18 protein-coding genes are annotated in these 16,566 nt (G+C 41.2%); 8 read left to right on the forward strand and 10 right to left on the reverse strand.

The genetic code is table 11. From position 1 onward, the window contains the following. The first annotated feature begins 368 nt into the window (after nucleotides 1-368). Nucleotides 369-908 (forward strand): gamma carbonic anhydrase family protein, encoded by a 540-nt coding sequence (locus CWB77_RS17245; protein WP_010392775.1) that lies wholly within the window; start codon nucleotides 369-371, stop codon nucleotides 906-908. Nucleotide 909: 1 nt separating this feature from the next. Here CWB77_RS17245 and CWB77_RS17250 read toward each other — a convergent pair whose 3' ends face one another. Together CWB77_RS17250 and aroE are read right to left on the reverse strand one after the other, a co-directional pair. Continuing rightward, on the reverse strand, nucleotides 910-1,164 hold the full coding sequence (locus tag CWB77_RS17250; RefSeq protein WP_008467093.1) for a DUF1488 family protein: 255 nt from the start codon (nucleotides 1,162-1,164) through the stop codon (nucleotides 910-912). After that, nucleotides 1,161-1,985 carry a shikimate dehydrogenase gene (gene aroE, locus CWB77_RS17255; protein ID WP_075169463.1) on the reverse strand — a complete coding sequence of 275 codons (825 nt, stop codon included), beginning with the start codon at nucleotides 1,983-1,985 and terminating at the stop codon, nucleotides 1,161-1,163. Before aroE ends, CWB77_RS17250 begins: the two co-directional genes overlap by 4 nt. A 52-nt stretch (nucleotides 1,986-2,037) precedes the next feature. Here aroE and CWB77_RS17260 point away from each other — a divergent pair, with 52 nt between their 5' ends. Both CWB77_RS17260 and CWB77_RS17265 read left to right on the forward strand, forming a co-directional pair. Beyond that, nucleotides 2,038-2,475 (forward strand): group II truncated hemoglobin, encoded by a 438-nt coding sequence (locus CWB77_RS17260; RefSeq protein WP_138623771.1) that lies wholly within the window; start codon nucleotides 2,038-2,040, stop codon nucleotides 2,473-2,475. 102 nt (nucleotides 2,476-2,577) lie between these two features. Then, nucleotides 2,578-4,182 (forward strand): methyl-accepting chemotaxis protein, encoded by a 1,605-nt coding sequence (locus tag CWB77_RS17265; protein ID WP_138623773.1) that lies wholly within the window; start codon nucleotides 2,578-2,580, stop codon nucleotides 4,180-4,182. 46 nt (nucleotides 4,183-4,228) lie between these two features. On the opposite strand, the gene hemF is transcribed toward CWB77_RS17265, so the two are convergent. From hemF to CWB77_RS17295, 6 genes are all read right to left on the reverse strand, one after another. Next, nucleotides 4,229-5,146, reverse strand: coding sequence for an oxygen-dependent coproporphyrinogen oxidase (gene hemF, locus CWB77_RS17270; RefSeq protein WP_010392766.1), 918 nt, complete (start codon nucleotides 5,144-5,146; stop codon nucleotides 4,229-4,231). A gap of 2 nt (nucleotides 5,147-5,148) precedes the next feature. Beyond that, the gene (tsaC, locus tag CWB77_RS17275) at nucleotides 5,149-5,712 is read right to left on the reverse strand and encodes an L-threonylcarbamoyladenylate synthase type 1 TsaC (RefSeq protein ID WP_138623775.1); all 564 of its coding nucleotides are present in this window, start codon (nucleotides 5,710-5,712) and stop codon (nucleotides 5,149-5,151) included. A 23-nt stretch (nucleotides 5,713-5,735) separates the two neighbouring features. Beyond that, complete coding sequence (locus tag CWB77_RS17280; protein ID WP_138623777.1) at nucleotides 5,736-6,311, reverse strand: DNA topoisomerase family protein; 576 nt, start codon at nucleotides 6,309-6,311, stop codon at nucleotides 5,736-5,738. Nucleotides 6,312-6,422: 111 nt separating this feature from the next. Beyond that, nucleotides 6,423-6,896 (reverse strand): DUF494 family protein, encoded by a 474-nt coding sequence (locus tag CWB77_RS17285; RefSeq protein WP_010392756.1) that lies wholly within the window; start codon nucleotides 6,894-6,896, stop codon nucleotides 6,423-6,425. 1 nt (nucleotide 6,897) lies between these two features. Beyond that, complete coding sequence (gene dprA, locus CWB77_RS17290; RefSeq protein ID WP_138623779.1) at nucleotides 6,898-7,989, reverse strand: DNA-processing protein DprA; 1,092 nt, start codon at nucleotides 7,987-7,989, stop codon at nucleotides 6,898-6,900. A gap of 28 nt (nucleotides 7,990-8,017) precedes the next feature. Further along, nucleotides 8,018-9,139 (reverse strand): LysM peptidoglycan-binding domain-containing protein, encoded by a 1,122-nt coding sequence (locus tag CWB77_RS17295; RefSeq protein WP_010392750.1) that lies wholly within the window; start codon nucleotides 9,137-9,139, stop codon nucleotides 8,018-8,020. A gap of 119 nt (nucleotides 9,140-9,258) precedes the next feature. Here CWB77_RS17295 and def point away from each other — a divergent pair, with 119 nt between their 5' ends. The 5 genes from def (at nucleotide 9,259) to CWB77_RS17320 (ending at nucleotide 15,841) form a co-directional block, all read left to right on the forward strand. Beyond that, nucleotides 9,259-9,765 (forward strand): peptide deformylase, encoded by a 507-nt coding sequence (gene def / locus CWB77_RS17300; protein ID WP_138623781.1) that lies wholly within the window; start codon nucleotides 9,259-9,261, stop codon nucleotides 9,763-9,765. A 31-nt stretch (nucleotides 9,766-9,796) separates the two neighbouring features. Continuing rightward, nucleotides 9,797-10,750: a methionyl-tRNA formyltransferase gene (fmt, locus tag CWB77_RS17305; RefSeq protein ID WP_010392748.1), complete on the forward strand. Its 954-nt coding sequence runs from the start codon at nucleotides 9,797-9,799 to the stop codon at nucleotides 10,748-10,750. Further along, a complete protein-coding gene (gene rsmB / locus CWB77_RS17310; protein ID WP_075169469.1) occupies nucleotides 10,743-12,038 on the forward strand; it encodes a 16S rRNA (cytosine(967)-C(5))-methyltransferase RsmB in 1,296 nt (431 codons plus the stop codon). Before fmt ends, rsmB begins: the two co-directional genes overlap by 8 nt. Before the next feature lie 83 nt (nucleotides 12,039-12,121). Continuing rightward, the gene (gene trkA / locus CWB77_RS17315) at nucleotides 12,122-13,498 is read left to right on the forward strand and encodes a Trk system potassium transporter TrkA (protein ID WP_054202928.1); all 1,377 of its coding nucleotides are present in this window, start codon (nucleotides 12,122-12,124) and stop codon (nucleotides 13,496-13,498) included. 192 nt (nucleotides 13,499-13,690) lie between these two features. Next, nucleotides 13,691-15,841 (forward strand): TonB-dependent siderophore receptor, encoded by a 2,151-nt coding sequence (locus CWB77_RS17320; protein ID WP_249931446.1) that lies wholly within the window; start codon nucleotides 13,691-13,693, stop codon nucleotides 15,839-15,841. A 59-nt stretch (nucleotides 15,842-15,900) separates the two neighbouring features. Here CWB77_RS17320 and CWB77_RS17325 read toward each other — a convergent pair whose 3' ends face one another. After that, the gene (locus CWB77_RS17325) at nucleotides 15,901-16,116 is read right to left on the reverse strand and encodes an EF-hand domain-containing protein (RefSeq protein ID WP_010392739.1); all 216 of its coding nucleotides are present in this window, start codon (nucleotides 16,114-16,116) and stop codon (nucleotides 15,901-15,903) included. 64 nt (nucleotides 16,117-16,180) lie between these two features. Further along, nucleotides 16,181-16,393 carry an EF-hand domain-containing protein gene (locus CWB77_RS17330; protein ID WP_036980747.1) on the reverse strand — a complete coding sequence of 71 codons (213 nt, stop codon included), beginning with the start codon at nucleotides 16,391-16,393 and terminating at the stop codon, nucleotides 16,181-16,183. Nucleotides 16,394-16,566: the final 173 nt, after the last annotated feature.

Raw genomic sequence — 16,566 nt, forward strand, 5'->3', positions numbered from 1 at the left:
TATTGTTAAAGAACGTTGCGACGTTGTCGCTAGGGATGCGTATAATACATCCTTTATTTTTCGAGTCAACACTTAATTTTAAACTTTCTTACGATGATTTAAACTCAAGTTTTATTTAACTCTCTGAGTAGCTCGTGCCTCGCTATGCGTTGGCGTTCCCCGTCTCAGTGGGGTCGCATTATAGGGAGAACAGATTTTTACGCAAGTACTTTTTTAAAGAAAAACTAAAAAAACACACTGTTCGGTTAGTATCTGAGCGAAAGCAGGTGAAACTGGTAGTTTTATAATCAACATAGGCTTTGCTGGCACTAAAATAAGCGCTACTGTTACACTAATACTCTTAATATGTTTAATTTAAAGGTGCATATATGGCAATACGTTCTTATAAAGGAATCACTCCTGCGTTTAATGAATCTGTTTATGTAGACGAGTCGTCTGTATTAGTCGGTGATATCACTATAGGTGATGATAGCAGTGTATGGCCGTTAGTTGCTGCCCGCGGTGATGTTAACCATATTCGTATTGGTCAACGTACTAATATACAAGATGGCAGCGTTTTACACTTATCAAGAGCAACAAAGAATAATCCAGACGGCTACCCACTTATTATTGGTGATGATGTAACCGTTGGTCATAAGGTAATGCTACATGGCTGCGTATTAGGTAATCGCATACTTGTGGGTATGGGCGCCATTATCATGGATAATGTGATTGTAGAAGATGAGGTAATTATTGGTGGCGGTGCTTTAGTACCCCCTAATAAGCGTTTAGAGTCTGGTTTTTTATATGTAGGTAGCCCAGCAAAACAAGCTCGCCCATTAACAGAGCAAGAGCTGAGCTTTTTAAAAGTGTCTGCTGATAATTACGTGCAGCTTAAAGATGAATACTTAGCTGAAGACGCTAGTTAATTTAACTAACTAAACTCACTTCTATTTGACCTGCCGAGTTATAGCATTCATCTTCAATAAGCTGCTCGGCACGTTCTTCATAATCAAAACGGTATTGCTCAAAATAACGCGTTGCATGACTCTCATCGGCTAAATTTAAACTACTGACAGCAATCACACACTCAACTAGCATGCCATTTACTTGTGCAAAAAAAACTAATTGATGAGTTGGCTCTCTAAATTCGAGTCGATCTATAAACTGTATTGCTTGATTCATTTAAGCACTCCCTGCTTTAGTGCAGTAATAACAGGAACAATCTCAGGCATTTTATTTCGCCATACATAATAAGCTTGTGCGGCTTGCCCTACTAGCATACCACTGCCATCTAATAGCTTAGCTGCTTTATTGTGTTCGCTGACCCAATTCATGAATAGCGTATTATGCGTGGCGTAAAACATATCATAAGCCATTTCACATGTGCTTAAGTGCTTTTCGCTTAACGCAGGTAATTCGTTATTCATGCTGCTCGAGGTTGAGTTAATAACTAAATGGTAATCAGTAAAAGGAAGGTCGTCAAAACCATACCCCGAAACATTGCCATGCCCAGTGAAGAGTTTTGCCAATGTTTGGGCTTTGTGTACTGTGCGATTAACAATAACTATCTCTGCGGGATTTTGCTCTAGTAAAGGTAAGATAACTCCTCGAGCAGCGCCACCCGCACCAATGATCAACAGGCGTTTACCTGTTATCGTTATTTTATTGGTCAGTAAGTCGTTAACAAAACCAGTGCCATCAGTGTTATCACCGAGTAAACTGCCATCATCGCGCTTTTTAAGGGTGTTCACTGCGCCTGCCAGTTTAGCAACTGGGGTAAGTTCATCGGCTAAAGCAAAAGCCTGCTCTTTGAAAGGAACAGTGACATTGGCGCCTTTTCCCCCTTGCTCAAAAAAAGCAGCGACTGTTTTTTCAAATCCATCGATAGGTGCTAATATTGCGCGATAGTCGATTTGCTCTCCCAATGATTTTGCAAACTGCTGATGAATAATGGGAGATTTTGAATGTTTGATTGGATTTCCAAAAACCGCATATTTGTCCATTTTAAACAACCTCTTCGCAGTTTTAGTACTGCCTATTAACGATGATAAAATTATGATTAAAAGACTCTTTTCAAGATCAAAGCCGTCTACAACTACACAAGCACCTACGCCAGATAAAACCCCGTATGAAATCATTGGTGGAGAAGCCCCCACGCGTGCAATTGCTAATAGATTCTACGATATAATGGCCAGCGATGAATACGCTAAACCGTTATATGATATGCATCCTCAACCATTAGACAGAATTCGCCAAGTATTTTTTGAGTTTTTATCCGGTTGGCTTGGTGGGCCTGGCCTATTTGTAGAAAAACACGGCCACCCGATGCTGCGTAAACGCCATATGCCGTTCCCTATTGATCAAGACCTACGCGATCAGTGGATGTATTGCATGAATAAAACCTTAGATATAGAAATTGATAACCCCGTGTTACGCGAGGGCTTACGTCAGTCACTGGCTCAGCTTGCAAGCCATATGATTAACCAGCATTAACCTACCTCATTCTTTAATTGGGGATTATTTGCGCTAAGTCAAAATCCGCTTTTCTAAAATATAGATAATACCCTATCAAATAATTAGAAAAGCGTGGCGCGTGTGAAATCAATCCAACATAAAATTTATGCTTTATTAGCTCTAACTGGCGTTATTGTATTAATAGCCAGTATTTTTAGTAGTGCTAGCCAGCAGCGCACGCTCGCCCAGGATACGGTGGCAGAAAACATTAAGCTGCTTGCCGATAACTATTTTGATTCAATAAACACCATGATGCTAACCGGTACTATGGCTAATCGAGAATTATTGAGCCAAAAGCTACGCAAACACCCTAATATAGAAGATGCTCATATTATTCGCTCCGATATAGTTAATAATCTGTATGGTGCCGGAAATAAAAACCAAACAGCAAGTAATAACAACGAACGCGAAGCACTAAAGGGTAAAGAAAGCTTATTTATAGAGCAAAACACCGATAGCCGCAGTATGACCTACCTACGCCCTATGTATGCTAGCTCTGATTATAAAGGTACTAACTGTTTAGGCTGCCACCAAGCGCAAGAAGGCGATGTACTAGGCGTGGTAAAAATTAGTTATTCCTTAGCTGATATTGATAATGAGGTAACTTACAACACCTTAGTAACCACCAGCCTACTTTCTACTATTTTTATTATTGCCTTTGTGCTGCTAGGTATAGTGTTTAGAAAAATATTTATAGTGCGCCTTAAAAAGCTCGGCCATGCAATGCACTTAGCCACTACCAATAAAGATTTAACCTTACGCATTAAAGATAACGCCGAAGATGAACTCGGCTGGCTTGCCACCAGCTTTAACCAAATGATTGCTACGTTTAAAGATAATATTGCTCAGGTATCTCACTCTTCAAAAGTACTTATTCATTCAGCAGAGAAAATTTATACCTCGGCCGATACCACTGAGCGCGCTATTTTAGAACAAAAGAAAAGTACCGATTCGGTGGCCGCAGCAATTAATGAACTAGAATGCTCATCCAATGAAGTAAGAAACACCACTCATTTTGCTCAAGAAAAATCTGAGAACAGTAATAAACTAGCACAACAAAGCATGCAGGTTGCTGAGCAAACCGAACTCAGTATCAATCAGTTAGCAGAAGATGTACGCCAAGCGGCAGATCAAGTGAGACAACTACAAGAGCAAACGCTTGAAGTGGGAAAAGTACTTGAGGTGATCAGCAGTATCGCCGAGCAAACAAATTTATTAGCGCTTAATGCTGCCATTGAAGCTGCCCGTGCTGGTGAAGCTGGCCGAGGCTTTGCCGTTGTTGCTGATGAAGTACGTACTTTAGCAACTCGAACTCATGCCTCTACTGATGAAATACGTCGCACAATTGATAAGCTGCAGTCAGAAGCCGCGCAAACCGTTAAAACCATGGGGGAGTCCTGTGCAGAGGCAGACGAAAGAGCGCAACAAGTACAGCAAGTTGCACAAGCTTTAAAAGATATTTCAGGGCAAATGAATGAAATAAATGAGCTCAATATACAAATAGCCGATGCAACAGAGCAACAAAACCAAGCTGCTGAAGAAATAAATATAAGTGTTGTTGGTATTAGCGATAACGCCGAGCAATCATTAGTGGATGCCGATGAAAATCAAAAAGTCAGTGAAGAGTTACTCAATTTAGCTCGTTCGTTAGATGAGCAGGTACGCAGTTTTAAACTTAAACAATAATTTTAAAAGCCAGTCAATAAGTAGCTTATTAACTGGCATATCATTCTTAGCCCAGTGCTAACCAATCTCGAGGCTTTAAGAAATCTTTATATAGTAATGCCTCTGCACTGTCTTCGGCTGGGGTATAGTTATACTCCCAACGGGCTAAAGGTGGCATCGACATTAAAATAGATTCCGTACGGCCACCGCTTTGTAAACCAAACAATGTGCCACGGTCCCAGACTAAATTAAACTCAACATAACGACCACGGCGGTATAATTGGAAGTCGCGCTGCTGCTCGGTGTACTCATCGTTTTTACGACGTTCAATAATAGGAACGTAAGCATCTAAAAAGCCATTACCCACCGATTGCATAAATGCAAAGCTTTGCTCAAAACCTAACTCATTTAAATCGTCAAAAAATAAGCCGCCTACGCCGCGGGTTTCATCACGATGTTTTAAATAAAAGTATTCGTCACACCATTTTTTATATTTTGGATAAACATCATCGCCAAATGGCTGACACACATCGTGCGCAACTTGGTGCCAATGCACTACATCTTCAAGTACAGGGTAAAACGGGGTTAAATCAAAACCACCACCAAACCACCAAATCGGTTCTTCACCTTCTTTTTCGGCAATAAAAAAACGTACATTGGCATGGCTTGTTGGTATATGTGGGTTTTTAGGGTGAATCACTAACGATACACCACACGCATGAAAACTACGTCCTGCAAGCTCAGGTCTATGTGCAGTGGCAGAGCCCGGCATAGAGGCACCAAATACATGAGAGTAATTAACTCCCCCTTGCTCAATCACATTACCATTGGTGATAACGCGAGTACGACCACCGCCGCCCTCTTCTCGCTGCCAGCTGTCTTCAACAAATTGTGCTTTCCCATCTGCTGCTTCTAAGCCTTGGCAAATGGTATCTTGCAAAGCCATAAAGTAGGCTTTTACTTGTTTTAATAATTCGCTTTGCATAGTTAACCTCTGAATATATTGCCTGTCGTGGCATCTTTAATGGTGCTTGGTTGTGTGTTACCACCTAATGGTTCATCAACATAAAAACTAACCTGATCTGCAAACTGCTGCTGCGCCTCAACAATACTTGTTACCGTTGCTTGACCAGTTAAATTTGCACTTGTTGATACCAATGGTTTACCAAATTCTTGGCATAAACGTTTAACTGTAGGATGGTTAGTTACTCTCACTGCAATAGTATCAAATTGCCCTGTTAACCACTTCGGCGTGGTTTTAGCAGCAGGCATGACCCAAGTAATAGCACCAGGCCAACTTGAAAAAATATCAGCGCGTTTGTCCATGGGCAACTTAGCGTCATCCACGTACTTTAATAATTGCCCGTAATTGTCAGCAATTAAAATAAGCCCTTTTTCAACTGGGCGTTGTTTAATATCAAGTAAACGTTCCACCGCCTGTTGATTGTCAGGATCGCAACCTAAGCCATAAACAGCTTCAGTTGGGTATAAAATAACATCGCCGTTTTCTAAGCTTGTTATTGCAGCAGATAAAGAAGAAAGGTCAGACAAAATTGTCTCCAGAGATATTTATGTTATTCAGTGGCAGCAAACTTATGCATACAGCTTTTTTGTGGGCATTGTAACACAACACCACTCGCGGCTTTTTTCTCAGTAACAACTGGCCAGTTACATACAGGACACGCTTGAGCTACAGGTTTATGATTAAGCGTATATTTACAGCTTGGGTAACAGTCGCAGGAATAGAATACTTTACCAAACTTATTACTGCGTGAAACTAAATGCCCTTTTTTACATTTAGGGCAACCAACCACAGGCTCTTCACTTGGGGTGTCGTCATGCTCACTGGCAATATAATGACATTCAGGATAACCCGTACAACCAATAAACATACCGTAGCGACCATTTTTCACCACCAGCGGCTTGCTGCACTCTGGACACTCGCTGTCCTCAAGTACTTTTATTTCATTGCTATCATGATGGGCAAGCGGACGAATAAAATCGCACTTCGGGTAACTAGCGCAGCCTAAAAAAGGCCCCGACTTACTATTACGAATCACAAGTTCTGAACCACATTGCGGGCATATCTCATATTCTTTTTCTAGGGCGTGTTTATTGGCCGAGAAAAGTGAATGATCGATTTTACTCATGTAAATCCTAGTGGTTGGTGAATTTTCGCCTAATATACCCAAAACCCTTAAAGATACAAGCTATGGCAGTCGGTTTGTTAACGCTGAAAATAATAAAACACGCAATAATGGTTAATGTAACACTTCGCTAGGCTCATCAAAAATAAGATCTTCCATTTGCTCATACGCCTGCTGAGAATCAGGGGCATTAAATAACACCATCAAAATTAACCATTTTAAATCTTCTAAAGTAATGGCTGAATTATCAAGCGCCGCCAAACGATCCATCACCATTTCACGAGTGGTGCTATTAATAACGCCGGTTTGTTCAACAAACATTAAAAAGCCACGGCATTCAGTATCAAGAACTCGACACTCGCTATCGGTAAAGATTCGCACTGCATGCTGCTCAGTGGCTAATAAATAAGGCGACTCATTACTATATTGTAATGCGGCAAGTTGATCTAACCAGTCAATAGCTTTGTTTATTTCCGGCTTGTTAAACCCAGCGCGCAGTAGCTCATCAGTAAGCTTACTTTGCTCAACAAAAACATCGCTTTCGCTGTGAACATAGTTTTCAAATAAATACATAAGAATATCAAACATATTATCCTCCAGCGCTTAATTTAATATAGCCGTCTAATACTCGCTCAATTTGATCGTCTAACTCCAAATCAAGCAATCGCGCTTGTACTTTATCAATTGGCCACTGCACTCGACGCATAATATCGTCCACACTGGTCACCTCAAACCCAATACTATTAAGTACCTCGCAATCTGAGGTTACAGCATCAGTTAACTCTTTATAGTTTAGACCAGAAGGGTATGAAAAGTTCATCTCATCAAGGATATCTGCGACGTTCTCAACCAGCTTAGCACCTTGCTTAATTAAAAAGTGGCTAGCTTGTGCAAGCGGATTTTTAATTGAACCGGGTACCGCAAAAACTTCTTTATTTTGTTCAAGCGCGTAACGTACCGTAATTAATGAGCCGCTTTTAATTTCGGCTTCAACAATTAAAACGCCTAAAGAGAGCCCTGAAATAATACGATTGCGCCGTGGAAAGTTGTGCGCATTGGCAGCCGTACCAGGCAAAAACTCACTAACCAATAAGCCTGTTGCTAATACTTGCTCTGTGAGTAACTTATGGCGTTTGGGATAGTAAATATCAACGCCTGTCCCTAGCACTGCAATGGTTTTACCATTTCCTGCCAATGCCCCTTTATGGGCAGCGCCGTCAATGCCACGCGCCATACCAGAGGTTACTGTTATGCCAGCAAGCGTTAGTTGATGCGCAAACTCAGCAGCAATTTCAAGCCCCGTAGTCGTTGCGTTTCGGCTGCCAACAATGGCTATTTGCGGCGAAGCCAGCAAGCTGATATCTCCTTTACAAAAAAGTAATAATGGCGCACTAGCTATTTGTTTGAGATATTCTGGGTAGGTGGTATCAAAAATACTAATAACAATAATGTTTTGTTGGCTGATCAACTGCTCATAATGTGTAACTTGCTGCCAGTTCGTGTTAAGTAAATTGCTAGCTTGGTGAGCCGTTAAACCCAACGTAACCAACTCACTTTGCGATAAAGAAAACAGCGATGCTAAGCTGTATTGTTTAGACAGGGCTAAGAGCGTTTTAATCCCTAACCCCTTGCATAAGTAAAAGGCAAGCCAATGATTTAACTTGCCACACGATTGCTCCATGTTCCCTCCTAGAACACCGACTCGCTACTTAATGAATAACTGCTAAATCTCCAATGCGAATTGGGTACTGATTTTTAGTGATGAGTGCATAACTAACTTTGTCATACACTTTAAAAATAATCATTTCACCAACTTTTTCTGCTGGCATTTTCCACGTAATGCTATCTTCATCGCTCTCTGAGCCAAACAACTCGCTAGTAGCGGATACTAGTTTTTCTAAACGACTTGAGTCTTCTGTATAACGCGGACCTCGAGCGCCATCAATTACTTTAGGTGATTGACGTTCAATATCAATTACATGACCTACTTCAACTTGTTGTTCAGAGCCTAAGTTTAGCACCACCACATCCATCGTGCTAAATTCTCTCACTTCGCGGGGAGAGGCAATTACATGACCCTGCAACGGCTGGGTAGGACGATGCATATTAAAATACACCGGCAGCATCTGTCCTTCCATGGCGGGTAATAAAAAATCACCTTGCTTGATTTCGCGCTTAACTGATTCAACTCTGACTGAGGCAGGTTCACCATTAGCCGCATCACCAGCTCTAAAAGCCCGAGCCATACCCACATAAGATGCTCTACTCGCTAGCTTTTCACCTGTTTTAGGATCGGTGTAAGGCGCCCCTTCATGGTAAATAGCATAAGCCTGATTGCGCTTTAAGTTACCTTTAACATATAAAATATGATCGATTGTTTGGGTTTTGGTATTTTCGTTTGCACCCAAAATGTAGGGTTTTTCTTTTATCGTATCGCTGTTTATCGCTTGTTCAAACGACAAATACGGTTTAATCAACTCAAGCGGTAACGTGGTGATAGCATCTTTCCCTTTAGGTGTAATACGCCCCATAGGTGATAGCTTTCTATACGCTTTATTAATCACTAAACGCGGATTACCGTCTGCATCGTAAATTAATGCTAACGCATCGCCCGGGTAAATAAGATGAGGGTTGTCTATTTGCGGGTTCATTTGCCATAACTCAGGCCAAAGCCACGGCTCGTTTAAATATATCGCTGAGATATCCCAAAGCGTGTCACCTTTTTTTACAACGTATTGTTTAGGAGCGTCTTTTTTTATAGTTAGTACATCTGCTAGAACAGGAAAAGCAGCACCTAATGCAAGTATTATTGCAATGAATGGAGATTTCATTGAGCTTCCTCATAGTGTTTTTTCATTATTATTAATCAAAACCTGTTAAAGGGGAACGTGAATGGCTAAAATAAGAACATACGATACCCTAAATTTAAGCATAAGTGTAAAAGGTAACTATGGCTAGGTTAGAAGTTTTAAGATTTCCAGATGAACGTTTACGTACAATCGCAAAAGAAGTAACTGTTGTTGACGACCAAGTACGTGAAATCGTCAAAGATATGCTAGAAACTATGTACGATGAAAATGGTATTGGACTTGCTGCTACGCAAGTTGATATTCATCAACGTATTGTGGTGATCGATGTATCAGAAGAGCGCGATGAACCGCTAGTACTTATCAATCCACAAATTATCAAAAAAGATGGCTCTACCGTGAGCGAAGAAGGCTGTTTATCAGTTCCTCACTCGTACGCAAAAGTTGATCGCGCAGAAACCGTCACCGTGGCTGCACTCAACGAAGAAGGTAAAGAGTTTATTCTTGATGCCGACGAATTATTAGCGATTTGTATTCAGCATGAGCTTGATCACCTTCAAGGTAAATTATTTATTGATTATTTATCTCCATTAAAGCGCCAACGCATCCGTAAAAAGCTTGAAAAAGAAGCGAAGTTTGCAGTGCAATAATAAGCACCTTAGTAAATAATTAGGAAACTCAGTGACACAACCATTACGCATTATATTTGCCGGTACGCCGGACTTTGCTGCACGCCATCTGCAAGCACTCATCAATAGTGAACATCAAATTGTGGGCGTTTACAGTCAACCAGATCGTCCAGCGGGTCGCGGAAAAAAACTAAAAGCCAGTGAAGTAAAAGCGCTTGCACTAGAACATGACCTCCCTGTTTTTCAGCCGCAATCTCTCAAAACAGATGAAGCACTTGAGGAATTAAATAGCCTCAATGCCGATATTATGATTGTGGTTGCCTACGGTTTAATCTTACCTAAAGCCATTTTAGATGCCCCGCGTTTAGGGTGTTTAAATGTGCATGGTTCTATTTTACCTCGCTGGCGTGGTGCCGCACCTATTCAACGAGCTATTTGGGCAGGCGATCAGCAAACTGGTGTAACGATAATGCAAATGGATGAAGGGCTAGATACCGGCGATATGCTGCATATTAGCCGCTGCCCTATTGATAATACTGAAACCAGTGCCAGCTTATACACTAAGCTTGCTGAACTCGGGCCTGATGCATTAATCGATACCATAAATCGTTTAGCCAACGGGGAAATAACGCCTGAACCACAAAACGATACCGATGCCAATTACGCTAAAAAACTCTCAAAAGACGAAGCCAACATTGATTGGTCTATGGATGCCGAGCAAATCGAGCGAAACATTCGTGCCTTTAACCCATGGCCAGTATGCTTTACCCAAATGAGTGGTAATACGGTAAAAATATACCAAGCAAATGTGGTTGAACAATCAGGCGCAGCTGGCACTGTCTTAGCAAGTGATAAAAACGGTATCGTTGTGGCTTGTGGTAAACACGCTTTATCTATTGGCGAATTACAGCCACAAGGCAAAAAGCCAATGGCAATTAATGATTTTTTAAACGGTCGTAGCGATTGGGTCACACCCGGCACTGTATTAGGCGAAAATAATGAGTAATGTAAGCAATGTCAGAGCGCTAGCCGCTGAAACTTTATATAACGTGGTTGATAAAGGCGCATCGCTTAATCAAGAACTTCCTTTCGCTAGCCAAGGCCTATCACCTAAAGATAAAGCCTTACTGCAGCAAATTTGCTACGGAGTATTACGTTACTTACCTAGCCTAGAAAATTATTGCCAGCATCTAGTCGAGCAACCGCTTAAAGGCAAACGTCGTATTTTCCAGTTTTTATTGTATGTGGGCATTTACCAACTACAACACATGCGTGTACCGCCGCATGCAGCAATTAGCGAAACGGTTAATGCGTTACAACAATTGCGCGCTCTTGGCTTAAAAGGGCTTATTAACGCCATTTTACGAAGCTTTCAACGTCAGCAAGTTGAGCTTGAAGAAAAAGCCAAACAAATTCCGGTATGTTTATACAACCATCCAAACTGGTTTATAAAGCAAGTAAAAGAAGCCTATCCAGATCACTGGGAAGACATTCTAGAAGCAAACCAACAGCAAGCGCCAATGTGGCTGCGAGTGAATCAATCGCAGTTTAGCACCCAAGAATATAGCGAAATGCTAACCGCTAACGATATTGAACACACTCTAAACCCTGATTTTATTGATGGCATTAAACTAAGCAAACCACGCGATGTGTTTTCACTTCCTGAGTTTGATACCGGTGCTTGTTCAGTACAAGATGCGGCAGCGCAGCTTGCAGCTCGCTACCTAGACCCACAAAATGGTGATGCAATACTTGATGCCTGTGCAGCGCCTGGTGGTAAAACCTGCCATATTTTAGAGCTTGCCGATGCAGATGTGCTCGCGCTTGATAGCGATGCCACACGATTAGAACGTGTTAAACAAAACTTAGAACGAATTGGTTTGGGCGCCGACTTACAATGTGGTGATGCATCGCAACCTCACACTTGGTGGGATGAAGATCAGTTTGATCGTATTTTGTTAGATGTACCCTGCTCTGCAACGGGCGTAATTCGTCGTCATCCAGATATAAAATGGCTACGTCGCGCATCCGACATTAACGACTTATCGACCCTACAAGGCGATATACTCGATAGCATTTGGCCATTGTTAAAACCAGGCGGCACATTAGTGTATGCAACTTGCTCGGTACTTCCTCAAGAAAACCAACAACAAGTTGCTAAGTTTTTAGCTAATAACGACGATGTGGAGCATATTCCTCTGCACAGCGAAGACACAAAAACCACACCAGGCTTACAGCTGTTACCAGGTGAAAGTGACGGTTTTTACTACGCTAAATTAGTTAAAAAAGCCTAGTATTGCCACGCAACACATTTAACTACCTCGCTTTTGAGGTAGTTATTATTTGATGTAATTAGTATTAATAATACGGGTACATAATGAAAATAATCATACTCGGTGCTGGGCAAGTTGGCGGCACACTCGCAGAAAACTTAGTGGGTGAACAAAACGAAATAACCGTAGTTGATATCGACGGTAACCGCTTGCGTGAACTGCAAGATAAATACGATTTACAAGGTGTTGCAGGCCACGGCGCCCACCCTGACGTGTTGAGTCGCGCAGGAGCTGAAGATGCCGATATGATTATCGCCGTAACCAGCTCAGATGAAGTAAACATGGTGGCATGCCAAGTTGCTTACAGTATTTTTAATACGCCAACCAAAATTGCCCGCATTCGCTCTGAGCAATATTTAAAATACCGCGAAAAACTCTTTCATAATGATGATTTACCTGTCGATCATTACATAGCCCCAGAAGCACTCGTTACTAAATATATTCGCCGTTTGATAGATTACCCTGGTGCATTACAGGTACTACAATTTGCCGACGGCATGCTCTCTTTAGTAGCTGTAAAAGCCTACTATGGCGGTTTATTGGTAGGCTATGCCCTATCTACACTTAAGCAACATATTCCTAATGTAGAAACCCGGGTAGCCGCTATTTACCGTCAAGGCAAGGCAATAAAACCGCAGGGTACTACCGTAATAGAAGCCGACGATGAAGTATTTTTTATTGCCGCCACCAAACATATTCGTGCGGTAATGAACGAGCTACAAAAACTGGAACGCTCGTACAAAAAAATTATGATAGCCGGTGGGGGTAACATTGGTGCTGGCCTTGCTCGCTCACTAGAAAGAAACCACAGCGTTAAATTATTAGAACGCAGTAAAGAGCGCGCAGAGCAACTCTCTGAAATGCTAGACAACACCGTGGTATTTTGTGGTGATGCGTCCGATCAAGAGCTGCTCTCAGAAGAACACATTGAACAAGTTGATGTTTTTATTGCCGTTACTAACGATGATGAAGTGAATATTATGTCGGCCATGCTCGCAAAACGCATGGGGGCACAAAAAACCATGGTGCTTATTCAACGAGGTGCTTACGTTGATTTAGTACAGGGCGGCGAAATAGATATTGCTATTTCACCACAACAAGCGACTATTTCTGCGTTACTTACGCACGTGCGCCGAGGCGACATTGTAAACGTGTATTCACTGCGTAAAGGGGCTGCAGAAGCCATAGAGGCAGTTGCCCATGGTGATGAAAACACATCTAAAGTAGTGGGTCGCGCGATTGCAGATATTAAATTGCCAGCAGGTACCACAATAGGTGCAATTGTACGTAATGACGATGTACTCATTGCCCACGACGACACGATAATTCTATCAGGCGATCATGTAATTATGTTCTTAATTGATAAAAAGCACATTAACGTGGTTGAAAAGTTATTCCAAGTTAGCGCAATCTTTTTATAAGTAATCCCTCCTTTTTATTCACAACGTGCTTGTAAGTAAAAAGGAGAACATTTAAATCTAAATGAAAATCATTATCAAAAGCATTTACTAATAAAGAAAAATCCATTAGTCTCTTCTTGCTCGATTATCAAGCAGCGACATCTACTGATGTGAAAAGTTAATTTCACGTTTTTAAATAAAAATGGATTTCAAATGATACACCTACTCTCAAAGAAAAATTCTCCCGTAACTCATTACACTCTGGTTGGTCTTTTACTTTCAGCAGTTTCAACTCAAACGCTCGCCCACACTAGCGAAGATATCGAAAGGTTAACCGTTATTGGAGAGCAAGCGAACGGCTATAAAGTTAATTCCATGAGCTCTGCAACAGGTCTTGAGCTATCACATTTGCAAACACCGCAATCAACGATAGCGATAACAAGCGATTTTATGGCAGACCAACAACTAAACACCGCAATTGAAGCTATAACCAGTGTCACAGGCATAAATGCTCGAGAAGCAGATAATGGCAAGTTTTCTATTTCAGCCCGAGGCATTGGTGTCACCAGCATACTTTATGATGGCATAGCAACCACCTATGACACCCGCTTTAATTATGGAGATAACCTAACCGATACCGCAATTTATGATCGTATCGAAATAGTTAGAGGAGCAACGGGGCTAATGCTGGGCGCAGGTAACCCTTCGGCAGCAATTAATTTGATACGTAAACGTCCAACTGCAAACACTCAAATAAATCTTACTGCTTCATTAGGCTCATGGGACAACTACCGTGCGATGGTGGATGTGTCGGGAAGCATAAATAATAGTGAAAGTATAAGAGGACGGGCTGTTGTTGCTTATCAAGATAGACACTCATATCAAGATCGCTTCTCGCAAACCAGTCAAACATTGTATGGCATTATTGAGGCAGATCTTTCTAACAGTACTTTATTGACTCTTGCGGTTGATAATCAATCGACAACCCCTAAAGGAACAATGTCAGGTGGTTTGCCTATTTTTTATAGTGATGGCTCCCGCACTGCTTATGACAGAGGTGCTTCAACGGCTCAAGATTGGGCCTCTTCTCGAACCGATGCACTTAATGCGTTTATTCGTCTAGAGCATTACTTTAACGCTAACTGGCAGCTAACCGCTAATTATGTCTATGGTGATAACGACCTAGACTATGATGTGTTTTGGGTAAAAGGAGAGCCCGATCCTATAAACAACACTGGAATGAAACCCGGTTCTATAAACTATATTGATGCAAACAGAACGCAGGATACCTATGAGGTCGAACTCAATGGTCGGTTTAATTGGCTGGGCCAAAGTCACCAACTGCTATTTGGTTATAATACCCAAGAGCAACAGTTTTCGACCCCTTATTATGCTAGTCAACAAAGTGACTATATTATCGGCGATTTCACTGACTCTAGTTATAGCATTGCAAAACCAAACTGGCAGTCAGAAGCGGCTTACGGCTCTTATGGCACAACTAAACAAGATGCACTTTATGTTGCTGCACAACTAAATATAACCGATGCCTTGTCTTTAATTGTTGGAAGCCGGTTAAATCAATGGCAAACCAATCAAGATAATTTTGGTCGCATGCATGATTATAAAATAAGTGATGAACTAACTAATTATTTTGGAGCAACTTATGAACTCACACAGAGTTGGGCTTTGTATGCTAATTACACTGATATTTTTACACCACAAAGTCGAGTTGATAAAAATGGAAATTATTTAAGCCCTATTGAAGGTAAGAATTATGAACTTGGCATAAAAGCTTCTGTACTTGATGAACGTTTAGACATATCCCTTTCTGGATTTAAAATTTATCAAGATAATGTAGGCGAGTACACGGGAGATACCATTGCAGAAACACTTCAGGCCATCTACAAGCCCATTGACGGCACATTAACTCAGGGCTACGAGCTAGAAATCAACGGAAAATTAACCGACAACTGGAACGCTTATTTTGGCTATACCCATAGTAAAGGCGAAAAACCGGATAATACGGTATTAAATACCACCAACCCAAAAGATCAATTTAAACTTTTTACTAGCTATCAACTCTCAGGTGAATTAGACAATCTAAAAGTAGGTGGTGGCTATCGCTGGCAAAGCAATAGCTATGATGAAGTTAACAACCCTGTTTATGGTGCTGTTGAGGTAAACCAGCCTAGTTATGGTATTGCCAGCCTAATGGCGAATTATCAAATGAATGAGCAATTATCTGTAAGCCTAAATATCGATAACTTATTTGATAAGCATTATTACAGTCAAATTGGGTTCTATAACCAATATCGTTATGGCAAGCCAAGAAGCTTCTCTCTCCAACTTAAATATAGTCTCTAACAAGCACAAAAAAGCCGCTGACTATTAAGCGGCTTTAGTGGAGTATGATGGGGTAATACTTATTGTACTCTTGCAAACTCTTCTTTAGAAAGTTCACCATTTCCGTCAGTATCTAAGTCATCAAAAATATTCATGAGTTGTTTATTAGACGCAGCTTCCTGCTGACTAATTACACCGTCGCCATTGCTATCAAATGAGGCAAAGTCTACTGCTGCGTATGCCGCTGATGATGACGCTAATACTAAAATCGCAAGTGTTGTGTTTAATGCTTTCATAATAAGTCTCCTTAAAGAGGGAAATCCTTTTCTGAGATCCCTGTGTAATGAAAAAAGTTAAAAATTAAAAGTTTGCAAACTCAGCTTTAGAAAGCTCACCATTACCGTCAGTATCAAGCTCAGTAAATGCGGCCGTTAAATCAGCATTTACAGCAGCTTCGCTTTGACTAATAACCCCATTACCGTCGGCATCAATTGTGTCAAAGTCGCTAGCGGCAAAGGCTGCTGATGAAGAAGCTAGAGCGATAAGTGCGAATGTTTTGTGTAATGTTTTCATAATTTAATCCTTCAAAATGTAATGCTTTGTGCTATTGGAAATGTCAGGCTATAACCGTCCTTGTCATTCTTTTTCATAGGCTCCCTTGCCTACTTAGGTTGTCTTTGGCAACTCAGAATATGCCTAGCCTTAGCTTATGCTTTAGAAAATTCTGCTTTTGATAGCTCACCGTT

Source organism: Pseudoalteromonas sp. S1610 (assembly GCF_005887465.1).
GTDB lineage: Bacteria > Pseudomonadota > Gammaproteobacteria > Enterobacterales > Alteromonadaceae > Pseudoalteromonas > Pseudoalteromonas undina.